Source organism: Nonomuraea sp. NPDC003201 (genome assembly GCF_053590415.1).
In genome coordinates this window covers 1-17255 of the sequence record NZ_JBSFTC010000091.1, presented here as the reverse complement: position 1 = coordinate 17255, position 17255 = coordinate 1, and the positions used below count along the sequence as shown (strand labels likewise).

17 protein-coding genes are annotated in these 17255 nt (G+C 70.2%); 7 read left to right on the top strand and 10 right to left on the bottom strand.

Translation table 11 applies throughout. The features are described 5' to 3' along the window. Nucleotides 1-101: 101 nt before the first annotated feature. The 5 genes from ACWDX9_RS28390 to ACWDX9_RS28370 form a co-directional block, all read right to left on the bottom strand. Nucleotides 102-869: a CDP-alcohol phosphatidyltransferase family protein gene (locus tag ACWDX9_RS28390; RefSeq protein WP_355190715.1), complete on the bottom strand. Its 768-nt coding sequence runs from the start codon at nt 867-869 to the stop codon at nt 102-104. Next, nucleotides 847-1887 carry an iron-containing alcohol dehydrogenase family protein gene (locus ACWDX9_RS28385; protein ID WP_363963101.1) on the bottom strand — a complete coding sequence of 347 codons (1041 nt, stop codon included), beginning with the start codon at nt 1885-1887 and terminating at the stop codon, nt 847-849. The genes ACWDX9_RS28390 and ACWDX9_RS28385 overlap by 23 nt, the downstream gene beginning before the upstream one ends. A 28-nt stretch (nt 1888-1915) precedes the next feature. Then, entirely contained in the window at nt 1916-2650 is a 735-nt protein-coding gene (locus tag ACWDX9_RS28380) for a phosphocholine cytidylyltransferase family protein (RefSeq protein ID WP_449959178.1), read from the bottom strand. 77 nt (nt 2651-2727) lie between these two features. Then, nucleotides 2728-3336 carry a DUF5941 domain-containing protein gene (locus ACWDX9_RS28375; RefSeq protein ID WP_364243042.1) on the bottom strand — a complete coding sequence of 203 codons (609 nt, stop codon included), beginning with the start codon at nt 3334-3336 and terminating at the stop codon, nt 2728-2730. A gap of 11 nt (nt 3337-3347) precedes the next feature. Continuing rightward, nucleotides 3348-4763 (bottom strand): CDP-alcohol phosphatidyltransferase family protein, encoded by a 1416-nt coding sequence (locus tag ACWDX9_RS28370; RefSeq protein ID WP_449959175.1) that lies wholly within the window; start codon nt 4761-4763, stop codon nt 3348-3350. A 111-nt stretch (nt 4764-4874) separates the two neighbouring features. Between ACWDX9_RS28370 and ACWDX9_RS28365 the strand changes: the two genes are divergently transcribed. Continuing rightward, complete coding sequence (locus tag ACWDX9_RS28365; protein WP_449959173.1) at nt 4875-5627, top strand: IspD/TarI family cytidylyltransferase; 753 nt, start codon at nt 4875-4877, stop codon at nt 5625-5627. Nucleotides 5628-5668: 41 nt separating this feature from the next. Further along, entirely contained in the window at nt 5669-7405 is a 1737-nt protein-coding gene (locus ACWDX9_RS28360; protein ID WP_449959171.1) for a CDP-glycerol glycerophosphotransferase family protein, read from the top strand. Here the strand turns inward: ACWDX9_RS28360 and ACWDX9_RS28355 are convergent. After that, on the bottom strand, nt 7400-8419 hold the full coding sequence (locus ACWDX9_RS28355) for a glycosyltransferase family 2 protein (RefSeq protein WP_350728354.1): 1020 nt from the start codon (nt 8417-8419) through the stop codon (nt 7400-7402). The genes ACWDX9_RS28360 and ACWDX9_RS28355 overlap by 6 nt on opposite strands. A gap of 81 nt (nt 8420-8500) precedes the next feature. On the opposite strand from ACWDX9_RS28355, the gene ACWDX9_RS28350 reads away from it, so the two are divergent. The 5 genes from ACWDX9_RS28350 to ACWDX9_RS28330 all read left to right on the top strand — a co-directional run bounded on the left by ACWDX9_RS28350 (nt 8501) and on the right by ACWDX9_RS28330 (nt 12985). Then, entirely contained in the window at nt 8501-9943 is a 1443-nt protein-coding gene (locus ACWDX9_RS28350) for an LCP family protein (RefSeq protein ID WP_449959169.1), read from the top strand. Nucleotides 9944-9975: 32 nt separating this feature from the next. Then, nucleotides 9976-10323, top strand: coding sequence for an STAS domain-containing protein (locus tag ACWDX9_RS28345; RefSeq protein ID WP_350728352.1), 348 nt, complete (start codon nt 9976-9978; stop codon nt 10321-10323). 59 nt (nt 10324-10382) lie between these two features. After that, the gene (locus tag ACWDX9_RS28340; RefSeq protein WP_449959167.1) at nt 10383-11282 is read left to right on the top strand and encodes a GNAT family N-acetyltransferase; all 900 of its coding nucleotides are present in this window, start codon (nt 10383-10385) and stop codon (nt 11280-11282) included. Further along, on the top strand, nt 11282-12121 hold the full coding sequence (locus ACWDX9_RS28335; RefSeq protein WP_449959165.1) for an LLM class flavin-dependent oxidoreductase: 840 nt from the start codon (nt 11282-11284) through the stop codon (nt 12119-12121). Before ACWDX9_RS28340 ends, ACWDX9_RS28335 begins: the two co-directional genes overlap by 1 nt. 120 nt (nt 12122-12241) lie before the next feature. After that, nucleotides 12242-12985 (top strand): hypothetical protein, encoded by a 744-nt coding sequence (locus tag ACWDX9_RS28330; RefSeq protein ID WP_449959163.1) that lies wholly within the window; start codon nt 12242-12244, stop codon nt 12983-12985. 15 nt (nt 12986-13000) lie between these two features. On the opposite strand, the gene ACWDX9_RS28325 is transcribed toward ACWDX9_RS28330, so the two are convergent. The 4 genes from ACWDX9_RS28325 to ACWDX9_RS28310 all read right to left on the bottom strand — a co-directional run bounded on the left by ACWDX9_RS28325 (nt 13001) and on the right by ACWDX9_RS28310 (nt 17140). Then, nucleotides 13001-13816 (bottom strand): hypothetical protein, encoded by an 816-nt coding sequence (locus tag ACWDX9_RS28325; protein WP_449959161.1) that lies wholly within the window; start codon nt 13814-13816, stop codon nt 13001-13003. 82 nt (nt 13817-13898) lie between these two features. Then, entirely contained in the window at nt 13899-15032 is a 1134-nt protein-coding gene (locus tag ACWDX9_RS28320) for a hypothetical protein (protein ID WP_449959159.1), read from the bottom strand. Between the two features lie 363 nt (nt 15033-15395). Beyond that, complete coding sequence (locus ACWDX9_RS28315) at nt 15396-16412, bottom strand: ankyrin repeat domain-containing protein (protein WP_449959157.1); 1017 nt, start codon at nt 16410-16412, stop codon at nt 15396-15398. After that, on the bottom strand, nt 16409-17140 hold the full coding sequence (locus ACWDX9_RS28310) for an MFS transporter (RefSeq protein ID WP_449959155.1): 732 nt from the start codon (nt 17138-17140) through the stop codon (nt 16409-16411). The genes ACWDX9_RS28315 and ACWDX9_RS28310 overlap by 4 nt, the downstream gene beginning before the upstream one ends. Nucleotides 17141-17255 lie beyond the last annotated feature (115 nt).

Sequence of the window (17255 nt, the reverse complement as noted above, 5' to 3'; positions counted from 1 at the left end):
GGCTGGGGCTAAGCGTATCGGAACCGAGGATGAACCCCCACCGAACGGCGGACGTCCGATCTATACGACGGACGGGGAGCTCCTCCGGTTCCGACATCAGATCACGCCAGTCTCTTCGAGGCGATGATGCTTACCAAATGCAGGACAACCTGTAGGCATGCCGCGACGAAGCAGGCCACGATCAGGACCCGCGAGGCCGTCAGGTCACCGAGGATCAGATCGACGACGGCGGCCGCCAATGCCAGCAGCGACAGCTCGATCGGCTGCACGATCCGGTGGAACTTCGTCGCCGACAGCACCCGCCGGCCCAGGCCCAGGAGCCCGGAGCGGAACTGCACCGCGGAAGCCTCCGTGGCGGCCTCCAGACCGCCCTTGGCCCGCGCCACCTCCACCAGGTCCGTCTCGGCCTTGATGAGGATCGCGCCGAGCGCCGCGGCGAAGCCCAGCACGGTGTACCAGTCGGGCAGTACGGCCGACGCCCGCCAGCCCAGCCCGGCCAGCACCGCGGCCTCGCAGAAGTAGGCCCCGACCCGGTCGAGGTAGACCCCGACCAGCGAGGTCTTCCCCGTCCAGCGGGCCAGCTCGCCGTCGGAGCAGTCGAGCAGCAGGTAGACCTGCACCAGCAGGGCGGCGCCCACGGCGGCCCACAGGCCCGGCAGGGCGAGCACGACCCCGGCCAGGGCCCCGGCCACCGTCATCACCCAGGTGAGCTGGTTGGGCGTGACGGAGGTCTTGGCGAACAGCCAGGTGACGTAGATGGACAACTGGCGCATGTAGAGCACGCCGGCCCAGTGCTCGCCGTTCCTGCGCTCGAGGTGGCCGGCGGGCTGGGCGACCCGCCGGATCTCAGCTACCGAAGGCCCGGACATAGTCCCCCACCCGATCGTGGATCTCGGAGTCCTGCATGCGCAGGTGCTCCAGGATCGTGTAGCGGCCGGGGCGGGTGGACGGTGCCAGGGCGACGGCCTCGGCGAACTGCTGGCCGGTCAGCCCGATGTCGGCGGGCACGACGGGCAGCTTGTGCCGGCGCAGGCAGTCGACCACCTGCGTGACCCGGGCCTCGTCCTCCCTCAGGAAGAAGCAGAAGGCGGCACCGATCCCGGCGAGCTCGCCGTGGTTGGAGGTGCCGGGGAAGAGCTGATCCACGGCATGAAGGATCTCATGATCTCCACCGCTCGCGGGCCGGGACGACCCCGCGATCACCATGGACATGCCGGACAGGATGAGGGACTCGGCCAGCACGGTCAGGAACGCGTCGGACTCGATGGAGTCGCCGCGGCCGATGAGCGCCTCGGCGGACGTGCGGGACATCGAGCAGGCCAGCCCGTCGATGGGCTCGCCGCGCTCGACGTTGCCGAGCTGCCAGTCCTCGATGGCCGACAGGTTGCTCACCACGTCGCCCACGCCCGCCCTGACCAGCGACTCCGGCGCGTTGTGCACGAAGTCGAGGTCGACCAGGATGGCCAGCGGCATCGGCACCCCGAACGAGCCCTTGCCGCCCTCGTAGACCAGGGAGGCCGTGGGCGAGCAGATGCCGTCGTGGGAGAGGTTGGTGGCCACCGCGACCATCGGGATGCCGGCGAGCGAGGCGGCGTACTTGGTGGCGTCGATGGTCTTGCCGCCGCCGACGCCCACCACCACCTCGTAGGCGGCCTTGCGCAGGTCGGCGCCGAGCGAGACGGCCGCGTCGACCGAGCCGTCGGCCACCCGGAACACCTCGGCCTCGCCCAGCTGGGGTGTGATCAAGCTCTCGATGTGGTCGCCCTGCCCGCGGCCGACGGCCACCGCGACCCGGCCGGAGGTGGCCACCCTGCTGTCGGCCAGCAGGGCGCCGAGCTCGGCCACCGCGCCCCGCCTGACCTGCATGGTCAGCGGAGCCGGCAGCATCCTCGCTAGAAGCGGCATGCGCGCCCCCTCAGTAGCGGACGGCTATGGTACGAGCCTTCGCCAGGTCGTCGTGGTTGTCCACCTCGACCCAGTCGACCTCTCCGATGGGCGCGGCGTGGATGACCTCGCCGCGCTCGACCATCTCCTGGTAGCCGTCCTCGTAGTAGAGCTGGGGGTCACGCTCGAAGGTCGTCTTGAGCGCGTCGGCCAGCAGGTCGGCCGCGCCGGGCCGGATGAGGGTGGCGCCGATGTACTCGCCGTACGCCTCGGCCGGGTCCATCAGCTTGGTGATGCGGCGCAGCGAGCCCTCCGCCGAGAGCGTGACCTTCATCTCCTCGTCGGCGAGCTTCTTGACGTTGTCGACGGCCAGCAGGATGCCGCTCGTCTCGGGAGCGGACAGCAGCGTCTTCTCGACCGAGACCGGGTGCACGGTGTCGCCGTTGACCAGCAGCACGCCCTGGGAGAAGTAGTCGCGGGCGCACCACAGGGAGTAGGCGTTGTTCCACTCCTCGGCCTTGTCGTTGTGGACGAGGGTGAGCTTGACGCCGTGCCGCTGCTCCAGGTCCTCCTTGCGGTCGTGGACGGCCTGCGCCGCGTAACCGACGACGACCACGACCTCCCGCAGGTCCACCGCGGCGAGGTTGCGCAGGGAGATGTCCATGATCGTGGTTTCGCCGTCGACCGGCACGAGCGCCTTCGGCAACGTGTCGGTGTACGGCCGCAGACGTCGTCCGGCTCCAGCGGCCAGAACCATTCCCAGCAACGTGCACTCCTCAGTCGAGCATGTCTTCGTGAGCCCAAAGAGTATTCGTCTTTGGGCCCTGAGCGGGTAATCCGGCGTTAGTCTTGCGTTCCCGTATCGGGTGTTTCCACCCCGGAACGGGGCGCGGCGAGCCAGCACGTGAGGCTCTCCCAGCCGAAGAACGCCCACAGATAGAGCGCGAGCAGCAGATAGCCGCTGGTCAGCCAGCCCGTGAGGGCGACCAGCGAGACCACCATCATCCGGCCGTCCCAGCCGAGGCCGAACGTGGACAGCCACGCCGGTGCGTACACGTGCTGCCGCAGCCGGTAAACAAGATCATAGTGGTGGAACGCCAGCGCGCCGAGCAGCAGGAAGATCACCACGGGGTGCACCTCATGGGCGAACCCGCACGCCGCGACGAAGGTGTACTCGATGAGCCGCAGGATCGGCGGGACGAGCCAGTCGAACCTGCCGTCGTGCGCGTGCGTGCTGCCCGGCCCGGCCAGCAGCAGCGTCACGGCGGGCGCGAACACCGCGAGCCCGTCCGTGCCCGCCACGCCGAGCAGCAGCAGCACGCCCGTGACGAACGTGCCCGCGATCACCGGCGGCAGCGGCGGGAGCTGCCCGGCCACGAGCAGGCCCATGGCGCGCGAGAGCGGGCCGTCGTCGCGGTAGGCCACGACCGTGCTGCGGGGGACGGGAGTCATGTGGACCGAAATCACCGTGCCGACCTCGCGATCCGTCCGGCGAGCTGATAGAGGGCCGCCACGCCGCCCCAGCAGAGCAGGGACAGGAACGTCACTCTGGCGTTCCAGCCCGCGGCGGTGACGGCGATCAGCGCGGTGCGCTCGCCGATGGGCAGCACGACGCTCTTCTTGAGCCAGCGGGCGATCGCGTCGCGCTCCAGGCGCTGGGCGATCCCGAGCACGCCCCGTGCCCGGCTTCCGTCGGCCGACTCCAGGAGGGAGCGCGCGGGGCGTCCCCACTGCGCGCCAACGCGGGCGGCGTCGGTGCGGGCCCCGGCGTACGTCTGGTCGATGGCGTGCCTTACGACCTGGAGGATCATGGCGGCCACGGCGAGCTGCCAGATGCCGGTGCCGGGGAAGCCCAGGGCCAGGCCGACGTAGACGGCGTACTCCTTCAGCCGGTCGGCCATGCCGTCGGCCCACGCCCCCAGCGGCGAGAACGTGCGCGTGTAGCGGGCCAGCTGCCCGTCGAGGCAGTCGAGCGCGAACGACAGGTAGAACAGCAGCGCCCCCGCCAGCCGGCCGGCCTGGCTGCCCTCCGAGAACCAGAGGGCCGCCAGCGCGGCCATCCCGATCGAGGCGCCGGTGACGGTGTTGGGGGCCAGGTTGAGCCGGGCCGCCGGTCTGAGCAGGTGGCGCGTCCAGGTGGAGACGAGGAAGGTGGCGAAGAAGCCGTCGTCCGCCTTGATGGACAGGTCGAGCCTGACCTTGGCCTCGTCCACCTCGGCCAGCCTGGCGACGGCGGTGTCGGCGGCGTGCTGGCCGGTCACCCGGTCGGCGTGCAGCGGCCCGATCGCGGCCGCCCGCACCGACACGCCCGATCTGACCAGCCCGACCAGGAGCAGGTCGACGGCCTCGACGGGGGTGACCGGGCCGAGCTTGCCGGTGTCGGCCAGCTCGGCCAGCTCCTCCGCGATGTCCGCCAGCGCGCCGAGGTCGGCCTCGCCCGCCTTCAGCACGCCTCTGAACGTGGCGTTGGCCTCGGGGACCACGTGGAACGAACTGCCCGCGGCGACGATCTTGCCTCCTTCGACGCGGACGGGCGGCCGCATGGGCGCCGCGGCGGCGTCATGGGAGACCAGGGCCCCGCTGCCGCGCGCGGGGTGGTCGAGCAGCAGCGCCAGCGCCTCGGTGTGGGCCACCAGGTCCGCGGGGAGCACGGCCACCGCCCCCGTGGAGATCCGGGCGATCTTGGCGACGCCTCTGAGGTCGGCTCCGAGGCCGCCACCCGGCGTCACCACCTGGATCTCCCGGACGGGCAGCGTGGCGAGCTGGTCGGTGACGCGGTCGAGCAGGGTGACATCGAAGCTGGAGAGCTTGCATGCCGGGGTCGTGGCGAGCACGACGACCGATGTGGCCGTGGTCTCGCGGGTCAATGAGTCGGGCAAAGCGCAGGTCTCCTCCCGGTCGCGCGGGAGCCGCGTGGCTTGGGGGTGCGTAGGCACAGCGTAGCGACAGGTCAAGGCGGAATCACGGAACAGGACCGTTACGCTGCCGATATGGATTCACGGTTGCGGTCGGTCGGGGTGCTTCTCGCGGGCGGCGTGGGGCAGCGGATCGGGATGGACACCCCCAAACAGCTCATCGAGGTCGCGGGAAAGCCGATCATCGAGCACTCGCTGGCGGTGTTCCAGAACGCGCCGGAGATCGACGAGATCGTGGTGCTGATGACGCCCGGCTACACCGACCGGATCCGCGAGATCGTGGACAAGGGCGGCTACGACAAGGTCAGCAAGGTCGTGGAGGGCGGCGCGAGCCGTACCGAGAGCACGTGGCTGGCCCTGCGGGCGCTGGGCGCCGAGGAGTGCAACGTGCTGCTGCACGACGCCGTACGCCCGCTCGTGGAGCCCCGGATCATCACCGAGTGCGTCAAGGCGCTGGAGACCCGTTCGGCCGTCAACGTGGCGATCCCGAGCTCCGACACGGTCCTCGTGGCCGTGCCGGGCCCCGGCGGCGAGGTGATCGGCGACGTGCTGGACAGGTCGGTGCTGCGGCGCAGCCAGACGCCGCAGTGCTTCCGGCTCTCGGTGATCCGCGAGGCGTACGAGCGGGCGCTGGCCGACCCCGGGTTCGCCGGCCGCCCGGCCACCGACGACTGCGGCGTGGTGCTGCGTTACCTGCCCGACGTGCCGATCCACCTCGTGCCGGGCAGCGAGCACAACATCAAGGTCACCCACCCCCTCGACCTGCGGATCGCCGAGCTGCTGTTCCAGCTCGCCGCAACCCCGCCGATCTCCGACTTGCCCAGATAGGTCACAGACGTTTGACCTGAGAGTTGTTACTGTGCGATCGCATGAGGAGACTCATCGTGATCGCGGCTCTGCTCGGCTGCTACCCCACGCTGTTGTGGTCGGCCCTCTGGCCCGCGCCGGAGGTGTTCGGGGCGGTCGCCGTGCTCTCCTACGTGGTGGAGTACGCGGCCTCGCGCGCCGCCAGGCCGCTGCCCGAGCTGCTCGCCAGGGTGCACCTCGGGGTCACGCTGCGCTTCGCCGCCAGGGAGACCATGGCGCTGCTGCTGGTGGCGCGGATGGCGGGGGTCGACTCGCCGTGGTTCGTGGCGCTGGCGTCGGGCATCTTCGCGATCCACGTGGTGCGGGCCGGACACGCGGCGCTGGCGCTGCGGCTCAAGGGGACGCTCAGCCGGATGCCGGTGACCACCCGCAACCTCGACGTCTCGGCGCTGCGCATCCCGAAGATGCCGCCGCCGTCCCTGCGTGACAGCCGCAGCATGCGTTTCCTCTACCTCGACGCGCTGCCGGTGGCCGGCGCGGCCGTCGGCGCCGTGCCCGCCGCGATCGGCGCCGGTCTGGCGGTCCTGCTGGGCATCGCGGGGGCGCTCGCGCTCATCCCGTACGTGCGCCGCGCCACGCCGCTCACCGACAAGGCCAGGGTGCTGGCGGTCGTGGGCGAGCAGGTCGAGAAGTACCGGCCCGAGGTCATCCTCTACTTCTCCGGCGCCACCGCGGCCGCCTACCAGGCCAGGATGTGGCTGCCCACGCTGGAGCGCATCGGCCGGCGTGCCATCGTCGTGCTGCGCGAGCGCGGCATGGCCAACCATCTCGACGCGACCACGCTGCCGATGCTGTGCATCCCGTCGGCGGCCGACCTGATGAGCTTCCGCGCCCTGTCCAGCGCCAAGCTCTGCCTGTACGTCTCCAACGTCGGCCGAAACGTCCACATGCTGCGCATCCCGACCCTGCGCAGCGCGTTCCTCAACCACGGCGACAGCGACAAGGAGGCGTCGTTCAACCCGTTCTCCCGGGTGTACGACGAGGTGTGGGTGGCCGGTCCCGCGGGCCGCGACCGCTACCGCCGGGCCAGGGTGGGCGTCAGGGACGAGAGCATCCACGAGGTCGGCCGGCCGCAGCTCGAAGGCATCTCGACGGAGGGGCCGGAGCTGCCGTACCGCACTGTCCTGTACGCCCCCACCTGGGAGGGCTGGAACGACGACCTGTTCCACACGTCGCTGATCACCATGGGCCCGCGCATCGTGCGGGCGCTGCTGGACCACCGGCCGCGGGTGCGCGTGATCTACAAGCCGCACCCGCTGACCGGCCACCGCGACCGCAGCGCCGGCCGCGCGCACCGGAAGATCGTGGCCATGATCGAGGCGGCCGAGCTGGCCAAGTCGAAGGCCAGGCACCCGTCGCGGGCGACCGGGGAGACGCCGCGGATCGAGCATCTGATCGTCACCGGCCCCGAGCCGCACCTGTACGACTGCTTCAACCGGTGCGACCTGCTGATCAGCGACATCTCCAGCGTCGTGGCCGACTTCCTGGCCAGCGAGAAGCCGTACGCGGTGACCAACGTCGCCGGCCTGGACGAGCGGGCCTTCCACGAGCGCTACCCGAGCAGCGAGGCGGGCGTGCTGATCGGGAAGGACCTGGCCGGGCTCGCGGAGTTCCTCGACGGGGAGGACTCGCTGGCCCGGGCCAGGATCAAGCTCAGGAGCTATCTGTTCGGGGCGGAATATCCGGACGCGCTGACCCGCTTCGACGCCGCCGTCGAGCGGGTCTTCGCCGGGTCATGACCCGGGCGGCCTGGCCAGCTTCTTCGGGCTGGTGAGGAAGCCCCAGCCCCAGGAGCAGTGCATGGCGGCGTACACGATCGGCAGCCGCAGCCGCGCCCCCGGGGACAGCCCGCTGCCCGTCAGCGCGGAGCCCGCCGCGATGGCGACGGCGTAGCCGCCGGGGACGATGAGCGCCCAGGGGAAGAACGGCGAGACGACCAGCCCCAGCAGCATGGCCAGCACCGCGGCGGGCGGCGCCAGATAGCGCAGGTTGATCGTGCCCTCGTGGGTGCGCGCGACCACGCGCCGCCACCTGCCGTAGTGGAAGTACTGCTTGGCCAGGGCCTTGACGTTGGGGCGGGGACGGTAGGAGACCCGCATGCGCGGCTGGAACCAGACCAGGCCGCCGCTCTGGCGGATGCGGTGGTTCATCTCCCAGTCCTGCGCCCGCTGGAAGTGCTCGTCGTAGCCGCCCACCCGGTCGAGCGCCGAGCGGCGGAAGACGCCCAGGTAGACGGTGTCGGCGGGGCCCGCGGTGCCGCCCACGTGGAAGGCGGCGGCGCCCACGCCGATCTTGGACGTCATGGCGCAGGCGACGGCCTGCTCGAACGGCGTGATGCCCTCGGCCGCCATGACGCCGCCCACGTTGTCGGCGCCGGTCTCGGCCAGCGTCTCGACGGCGACGCGCAGGTAGTCGGGGGGCAGCATGGCGTGCCCGTCGACCCGGGCGATGATGCCGTTGCGCGAGGCGGCGATGGCGGCGTTGAGCGCGTTGGGGGTGCGGCCCGTCGGATTGGGCACGACCGTCACCCGTGGATCGGCCGCCGATATGGCGTCGGCGACCTCCTGGGTGCGGTCCTGGGACGGACCCACGGCGAGCACGACTTCGATCTCACCTGGGTAGCTCTGGGCGAGGACCTGGTCGACGGCCTCGCGAAGGTGCCGCTCCTCGTTGAGGACCGGCATGACGACGGAGATGGGGGGCCAGGCACGCGTCTCCGCGGGGGCCTGCGGCGAGTCGGGGAACTGCTTCATGGCGGGGCTCACGCTACTGTACGACCAGGGGAGTCGGGCAATCGAAAGCCTGATCCTCCGGGTGACAAAAAGGGGGACGGGATGCGCGACCCGGGCGAGGAGGACGGCGGTGTGCTCGTGGGCGGTGACGCCTACGGCGGCGTCAAGCTCGCGAACCCGCGTCCTCGCAGGCCGCTCAGGAGCGCCAAGGCCCGCCGTCGCAACGTGTTCGTCGCCGGGTTCCTGTCCACCGGGGTCCTGGTCGCCACCGGCGTGGTGTGGGCGACCCCGCGCCAGATCGGCACCGTTGACGCCGGGGTGACCGTGCCCGCGGCCCGCGGCGCCGAGAACATCCTGATGGTGGGCGTCGACAAGCGCGACGACCTCACCCGCCAGCAGCAGAACCGGCTCAAGCTGGGCCGCGAGTCCGGCCAGCGCACCGACACCATGATGGTCATCCACCTGTCGGAGGACCACAAGCGGGTCACCGTGGTGAGCCTGCCGCGCGACACCTGGACGACGATCCCCGGCAAGGGCGAGCACAAGATCAATTCGGCGTACCAGTTCGGCGGGCCCAAGCTCACCAAGGAGGCCGTCGAAGCCGCCACCGGGCTGCAGATCAACCGCTACATCGAGGTCAACATCCTCGGCTTCATCGACGTCGTCGACTCCCTCGGCGGCGTCACCGTCTGCACGCCCGTGCCGATCAACGACCCCAAGACCGGGCTCAACCTGCCCGCCGGCACCCACCAGCTCCAGGGCGTGCAGGCGCTCGGCTACGCCCGCACCCGCGCCACCGCGCGCTCCGACCTCGACCGCATCGACCGCCAGCAGCAGGTCATCTCGGCCCTGCTCAACCGGGCGCTCAGTGCCGACACCCTGGCCAACCCGGCCAAGCTGGCCTCGTTCGTCAACTCCACGCTGAGCACGGTCAAGGTCGACCCCGACGACGGGCTCCTCGGCCTGGCCACCCAGATGCGCGACGTATCGCTCGACGACGTGCGCTTCGCGGAGGTGCCGCTGTCCAACGTCGACTTCAAGGCGCCCACGGGCGAGTCCGCGGTCCTGTGGGACAAGCCGGCCGCCCGCGACATGTTCGCGCGGATCAACGCCGACCAGGACCTGACCAAGCCCGCCGCCTCCCCCTCGCCCACTCCTTCGGTCAAGCCGTCGGCCATCCCGCCCGGCAGCATCACGGTCAAGGTCAAGAACGGCACGCTCATCACGGGTCTCGGCGCCCGCACCAAGGAGGGACTGGTCGCGTACGGCTTCAAGGTCCCCGGCCAGCCCGGCAACACGACCAAGAAGGACTACAAGAAGACGGTCGTCCATTACGGCCCGGGGCAGGAGGACGAGGCGAAGGTCGTGGCCGCCGCCATCCCGGGCGCCGAAATCGACAAGGCCGACATCAAGGGCATCGAGCTGATCATCGGCAGCGATCAGCCGAAGATCGCGAAATCCAAGTCGGCTTCCATGCCGTCAGCGAAACCGAGTGTTACACCGACCACCAAAACGGCAATGCAGAACATATGTAAGAAACAGTAATAACAGTCGGCGGTTCGGCAGGTGAAGCCCTCATGGTGGTCAGGTCGTGGCGGGAGGACCCCTGTACGGTGCTGCACGTCGTGGGCGACCTCGACGTGGCAGGCGCCCCCCGGCTGCGGGACGAGCTCGAACAGGCCATCGCCGCCGCCGACCCGCTCAACCTCGTCGTCGACCTGACCGAGGTCCCGTTCTGCGACTCGGTGGGACTCGGGGTGCTGGTGGCCACGCTCAACCACGTCCGGCGCGTGAAGGGCCGCCTGATCCTGGTGCTGGCCCCCGGCATGATCCGGCACCTGCTGACGATCACCAACCTCGACCGGCACTTCGAGACGCGCGAATCGCTCGGCGAGGCGTGTTCGGCCTTCGGCAGCGCCGCCTGACCTCGATCGGGCCCTGATGGGGACGGTCTGAGTGATCGCTTCCGTGCGAGAACATGGTCATGTCATCACGGGCACCCCTCGCCACGGCGGCCGCGGCCGGGGAGAGCCCCTCAGGTGTGGAGGCCTTCGCGTTGTTCGACCAGTTCCCCGAGCCGGGGCGCTCCCAGCTCGCGGCCGCCTTCGACGAGGGCAGGACCCGGCCTGAGTGGTGCTTTGTGAAGGGGCAGGCCCGCCTGGCGTTCTGGGCGCCCTTCCCGGGCTCGGAGCCGGTGACCATCTGGCAGTTCGACCCGGGCCCCGACCCGGTCGCCGCCGCGGAGCTGCTGAACGGCAGCCTGCGCACGATGGGGCTGAGCAAGATAATCCACGACATCTCGCTCAAACCGGGGCTCCTCCCCATGGTCGACCGCGCCGTGGAGCACGAGGCCCTGACCCTCGCGGGGTTCGTCATGGAGGTCGAGCGGCTGGTGCTCGAATGGGTGGCGGGCAACGACGTCCCGGCCGACCCCGGCCGCCTGACGTACCGCCCCGCGCGCCGCATGGCCGCCGACGAGGTGATCGACGTCCTCGTACGCGTCTCGGAGGGCTCGCTCGACTACGACACGCGGATCGAGGTGGCCACGTCGGGGGCCGAGCGCGAGGCCCGATGGATGTACGACGACCTGATCAACCGCAAGGGCAAGCCCGACTGGTTCGTGATCGGCTACCTGGGCGACTCCCCCGTGGGCCTGGTGGCCCCCGACGACCACTCGATCGCGTACATCGGCGTGGTTCCCGAGCACCGCGGCCACGGCTACGTCGACGACCTGCTGGCCAGGGGCACCCGCACGCTGGCCGAGGCGGGCGTGCAGCGCGTCGTCGCCGTCACGGACGTCGCGAACGTCCCGACTGCCGACGCCTTCCTGCGTGCTGAATACTCGGAGGTCGGCCGGTTGTTCCGCTATTACTGGAGGGCATAGTGAGACTCGGAGTCATGTTCGACCGGGACCTTCCTCCCGAGCAGTTGATCCCGTTCGCCAAGGCGCTCGACGAGACGTCCGTGGACGACCTCTGGGTGGTGGAGGACCTGGGCTGGACGGGGGGTGTCTCGTCGGCCGCCACCGCGCTCGCCGTCACGTCCCGGCTGCGGGTCGGCATCGGCATCACGCCCGCTCCCCTGCGCAACCCGATGCTGCTGGCGATGGAGCTGGCCAACCTGGCCAGGGTGCACCCCGGGCGGCTGGCCGCCGGGATCGGGCACGGCGTGGGCGACTGGATGCGCCAGGTGGGCGCCGCCCCGTCGTCGCCGCTGGCGCTCCTGGAGGAGACGATCACGTCCGTAAGCGCGCTGCTGCGCGGCGAGACGGTCACCCTGCACGGCAGATCCGTCCACCTGGACGGGGTCTCCCTGGTGCACCCGCCCTCCGCGCCCCCGCCCGTGCTGGCCGGGGTGAAGGGGCCGCGCTCGCTGGCCCTGTCGGGCCGGGTCGCCCAGGGGACGATCATCCCCGAGGGTGTCGGGCCCGCGCAGCTGCCCGGGATCCTGGACCAGATCGGCGGCCCCGCCGATCACGAGCTCGTGGTCTTCTCCTTCCTCAACACCGAGGCCGAGGTCCCGGAGAGCGCCCGGGCCCTGGTGGCGGGGCAGGCCGGGTTCCTCGGGGTCGCGCCCGAGGAGGTCGCGATGGCGTCGGGGTCTCCTGAGGCCGCGGCCGAGCACGTCAAGGAGCTGTGGGCGGCCGGGGCCGCCACGGTGGCCGTGCGGCCGCTGGGTCCGGACCCGCTGCGGCACGTCACGGCCCTGCTGTCGGCCCTCTGACGCGCGTCCTCTGCGTTCTCCGGGCCTGGCGCGCGTTCTGGCCGAAAGGCCGATGGCGGCCCGCCCGTGTTCGGCCGGACGGTCGATGGCGGGCGGGCGGCGCTCGGCCACCATGGCGGCATGAGCATCTCCATGAGGCGAGTCGTGGCGACAGGGGTGACGTTGGCGGCGGCGCTGACGTTGACCGGGTGCAAGGTGGACCTGGACGCCGAAGAGGTCCACACCGCGCAGGCGTTCCCGTTCACGGGCACCGCGCTGAAGATCAATTCCTCCCTGGGCGGCGTGCGCGTCCTCCAGGGCACCGGGGGCCGCGTCGAGGTGGAGCGGTGGGTACGCGGCAAGGCAGCCGACGACGGCAACGCCACCTGGTCCCTGCGGGACGGCACCCTTCGCCTGAGCGCGAGCTGCAACATGGTCTTCGGCGACTGCGGCGCCCGCTACCACGTCAAGGTCCCGCCCGGCGTACCGCTGTCGATCGAGGCCGACGACGGCGTCATCCTGAACGGCCTCGCCCAGGACGTCGACGTGGTCAGCCGGGACCGCATCCAGGTGTCGGGGGGCGCGGGCAAACTGCGGCTGCGCAGCGAGGGCCCGATCACGGGCGAGGGGCTGAAGTCGCCGAGCGTCCGGTGCCGGACGTCGGACGGCGCGATCGACGTGTCGTTCGCCAGCCCGCCCACCGCCCTCGACCTGCGCTCCAGCGACGGCCGGGTGACCGCGACCGTGCCCGGGGCGGCCTACGCGATCACGGCCCGCAGCACGGACGGCACCGAGCGCTCGGAGCTCGAGGACGACGCCAAGAGCCCCAACACCATCAAGGCCGTGAGCGGCACCGGAGACGTCCGCATCCTCCGTGCCCGGTGACCTCGTTCACTGCGTTCACTGCCAGATGGCGGCGTACAGCCCGTTCTCGGCGTTCACCTGGACCGGGGACAGCCCCTTGGCCTTGAGGTCGTCGAACCGCTTCTGGTAGCCGGAGGAGGTCATGTCGACGTAGTGGGCCCAGGACCTGACGCCGTCCTTGCGCCACACCGCCGTGTACGTCCCGTCGGGCGCCACGGCCACCTTGACCGGCCGGAACCCCTGCTTCTTCTTGGCGTAGAAGGCGGCCTCGTGCTGCTGCCTGGACTTCCCGTACGTGTAGTACCAGGCCCCGCCCGTGTTGACCGTCCACACGCCCACGTACCGCAGGTCGTCCGGGGTGCCGTACACGTCGACCGAGGTCAGCGCGAGCCCCTGGGCGGTGGCCCGCTTGTTGGCGGCGGCGAACTGGGAGGGGGTGAGGTTCGACCTGGCGAAGAACTTCCCGCGCCGCTTCTCGAAGACGGCCGTGAACACCGGCGCGTCACCCGGCCCGGTGGCGGAGACGGAGACCGGCTGCGCCCCCTCCTTCAGCCCCTGGTCGAACCGCTGCTGGTACTCCTCGGCCGACATGCCCTGCCAGATGCCCCAATTGGCCGGCGAGCCGCCCTTGACCCACACGGCCGCGTACCGCTCCCCGTCGGTGACGTTCACCGTGACCGGCCGGAAGCCCTGGTCCCTGAGCTGCTTGACCCGCGCCACGCTCTGCTCGGCGGTGAGGCCGTGGTAGGCGACCCAGGCCGGACGCGCCTGCGCGCCGGCCGGGGGTGCCACCACGGCCACCGGGGCCGTCATCCCGATCAGTAATGCCGCGATCCTGCTCGTGGTCCGCATGACCCTCCCGTGCCTTTACGCGTTCGTGGGGATTTCGGACCGACCATAACAGCCTTAACTGACCACCCGCTGGCAGCTCCGATCAGCCGACCTTCTCGAACGGCGTCGGCGTCTGGCCCGTCCAGCGGAAGAGCTGGGCGTGGCCGGTGTACTTGCTGACCCCGCCTTCCGTGATGGTCCCGGACTTCGACACGTAGTAGCGTCCCCCGCCGAGCGAGATCAGGCCGTACTCGCCGCCGAACTCCCAGCCCCTGACGCCGGTGGCCTCGTGCTGGAGCCCGCCCGGCGCCAGCGTGAGCAGCCGGCCCCGCTCGGGCTGCGGCTGCCCGACGATGTCACCCTCCTTGGGCCGCACGCGGCTGTCCACCATGAAGAACGAGTAGTTGGGGAACTGCGGCTTCTTGCCCTTGTAGACGGCCATCATCCAGTTGCCCGTGAAGTCGTCGTACTCGAGGTTCTGCACGCCGTAGGTGGTGTTGCCGGTGTACGCGAAGTACTTGCCGTCGACCTGCTCGGGGCCGCTCTTGTGCGGGTCGCTCTCGGTGAGCGGCTTCTCGTACTTCTTCCACCGCTCGATGTCGTACTGGAGGAGGACCTGGTAGTCGTTGTCGGCCCGGGTGGTGTTGGAGTAGATCCCGTACGCCACGGTCAGCAGCTGCTTGCCGTGCTTCTTCCCGAACTCCGGGCCGAAGGACACGCCGTCGATGCCACTGCACCCGTACCGGTGATCCGGGGTGTTGCCCACGTTGCCGTCGAACTTGCCGTCGCCGTTCATGTCGGCGGTGTAGTCGGCGACGACCTCCTTGAGGTAGACCGTCTTGACGACGTCACTGGTCTGGGCGTCCATACCCATGCTGGTGATGCGGTCGACGTCGAAGATCGCGATGTAGAACGACTCCTGCTCCTTGTACTCGAGGGAGCCGTACACCCGGCCGTCCTTGGCGTTGAAATCCAGATCGCCGAGGTGCCCCGTGAAGCCCCTCACCGAGCCCACGGGGTTGCCCTTGAGATCGGTCTTGACGAGGACATTGGTGAAGGAGAAGTACATGTACCCCTTGCGCTCGTCAATGGCGATCCCCTGGACGTGCCCCTCGGTCCAGGCGCCGCCGTAGATCTCGTTCGGCAGCTCTGGGCGGCGGTCGTCGGCGGTGGCGGGGGCGGCGAGCAGGCCGAGCGATGCGGTGGCGACCACGGCGAGCGTCAGAAGTTTGCGCATGTTTGCGTACCCGTCTTCAGTTAGGGATCAGACCGAAACCTGACGGTATACCGACCGAATGCCGCTGTCTGACATATGCGTGAACTGGCAGTGAAGTCACTCCGAACTGCCCATTCATCGGCAATACAGCCGTTCAAGCCCCACCAGAGCTACCCGGGCATCCTCGCCCGCGACCGCGCTCTCGCGAGTCGCCTGAGGTCAACCCCCATGCCAATCCCCGGTGACGGCCCCTCCTTGTTCCGAGGGGCCGATCGGCGGCGATGGCGTTGGCAGGAGGATGCCCAGAGCCTGGGCCGATTTGCACGAACTGGTGACCTCCGCCGCCGGCACACGACTGCGTAGCGGCGGAAACCGTCGCGGCGATCAGTGCCGGCGGTTGAGCAGATCGACGATCGTCTGGCGCCCCATGCTTTGCGCGATGTCGAGTGGCGTGGTGCCCACCGGGTAGCTCTCGAACGGCTTCGTCAGGCCGCGCCCAGGGTCCGCGCCCGCCGTGAGCAGGACACGCGCCACCTCGGCGTGGCCGTTCTCCGCCGCTTCGTGCAGCGGGGTGAACCCGTAGTTCTCGGTGATGTTCGGGTTCGCTCCGGCTTCGAGCAGCAGCCGTACCGGATCGATATGACCATGGCGGCTAGCGTAGTGAAGCGGGGAGACCCCGTCCTTGTCGCGCGAATCGAGATCGACCCGCTTCGTCGCGATGAGCAGCTCGGTGATCTCAGCGGTCCCCCGCGAGGCTGCGTGCGACAACGGGGTCTGCTTGTGGGAGGTTACCCGCTCAACGTCGATCCCCGCGTCGATCAGCATGCGCGCGATGGCGACGCAGTCATCGTACAAGTCGTCAGGGTGGGATCCGAGCTGCGCGCGGATCTCGTCGCGACCGGTGAGAACCGTCTCGACGCCGTCGCGCACCACGGTGACCTCGATGGCCACCGGCCGGTCCTTGGTCTGCTGGATCACATGGTGCAGCGCGGTGAATCCGCCCGTGGAAGCGCCCCCTGGATCCGCGCCCGCCGCGAGCAGCGCCTCGACGCCCTCTCGGAACGCCTCGTGGGCCGCAGCCAGCAGCGCCGTCCAACCCCGCTCGTCGGCGGCGTTCACATCGACCCCGGCCGCTATCTGCTCTTTGAGGCCCTTCAGGTCCCCCGAGTACGCGGCGTGCCGCAGAGTGTTCTCCCGCGAGACGTCGCCGGAGTCCGTTAAGCCGATATCTGCCAATGTGTTGTCCTCTCCTGCTCTTGCACGTGATATCTCGTCAAAGTCAAGGATGATCTCATAGGTGAGTGCCGTCCAAAACCTGGCGATGCCGTGGCAACCGTCAAGGTGCACTGGCCTGAGCTTGCGGCTGTTCCGTCCATCGCCAGAGGCGATCGCCGAGCTCACGAGCCTGCTCGCGCCTGGCGGCGGCAATCGCTGAGCCGCGTTCCTTGATCCTTCTCGGTGGCGACGGCGGAGGCGGACACGAGCGTCGCGGCTGCGAGGCTGCCCCAGAGGGCTGCCGAGCCGTGGGGTGCGAGAGCGGTGATGACCGCCGGGGAGACGGCGAGGCCGAAGCCCGTGGAGAGCTGGAAGCGGGCGAGGGCGCGTCCCAGGAGATGGGCCGGGGCGAGGGCGGTGACGAGCGCGGTGGCGCTGCCGGCATAGATGATCTCGCCGATGGTGCAGACCACGGACACCGCGGCGATGGCCGGGGCACCCCAGCCGTGTCCCAGTGAGGTGGCCGCGAGGAAGCCGAGGTAGGACGCGGCGAGTACCACGCCGGCGACAGCCAGCACGGTCCGCCGGGCGAAGCGGGACATCAGGACCGTGATCGGAACCTGCAGGGTGACCACCAGCACCGTGTTGGCCACGAAGATGGCTGCCGACCACACCGGGGTTGCGTGCAACTGTGTCACCAGGACCAGAGGGAGCGCGATTTCGGGGACGTTGAGGCAGAAGACGTAGACCACGTTGGCGGCCAGCAGCGCGCGCATCCGGGGTGCGGGCCCGTCGGGCCCGTCGGGCCCGTCCTTGGCCGGGGCGGCGGCCGGATGCGCGTGCAGGTGGACCGACCACACCAAGGCCGCCGCAGCGAGATAGGCGAGCCCGGTGACGGCTGCCAGCGCCTGCAATGCGGTGGTGCCGCCCGCCAGGCACGCGGTGGCGAGGAGCAACGCCGTGGGTGGCTACATCGAGTGGTCCGTCAACGTGGCCGAGGCCGGCACGCACACCCTCACGCTGAGGTAC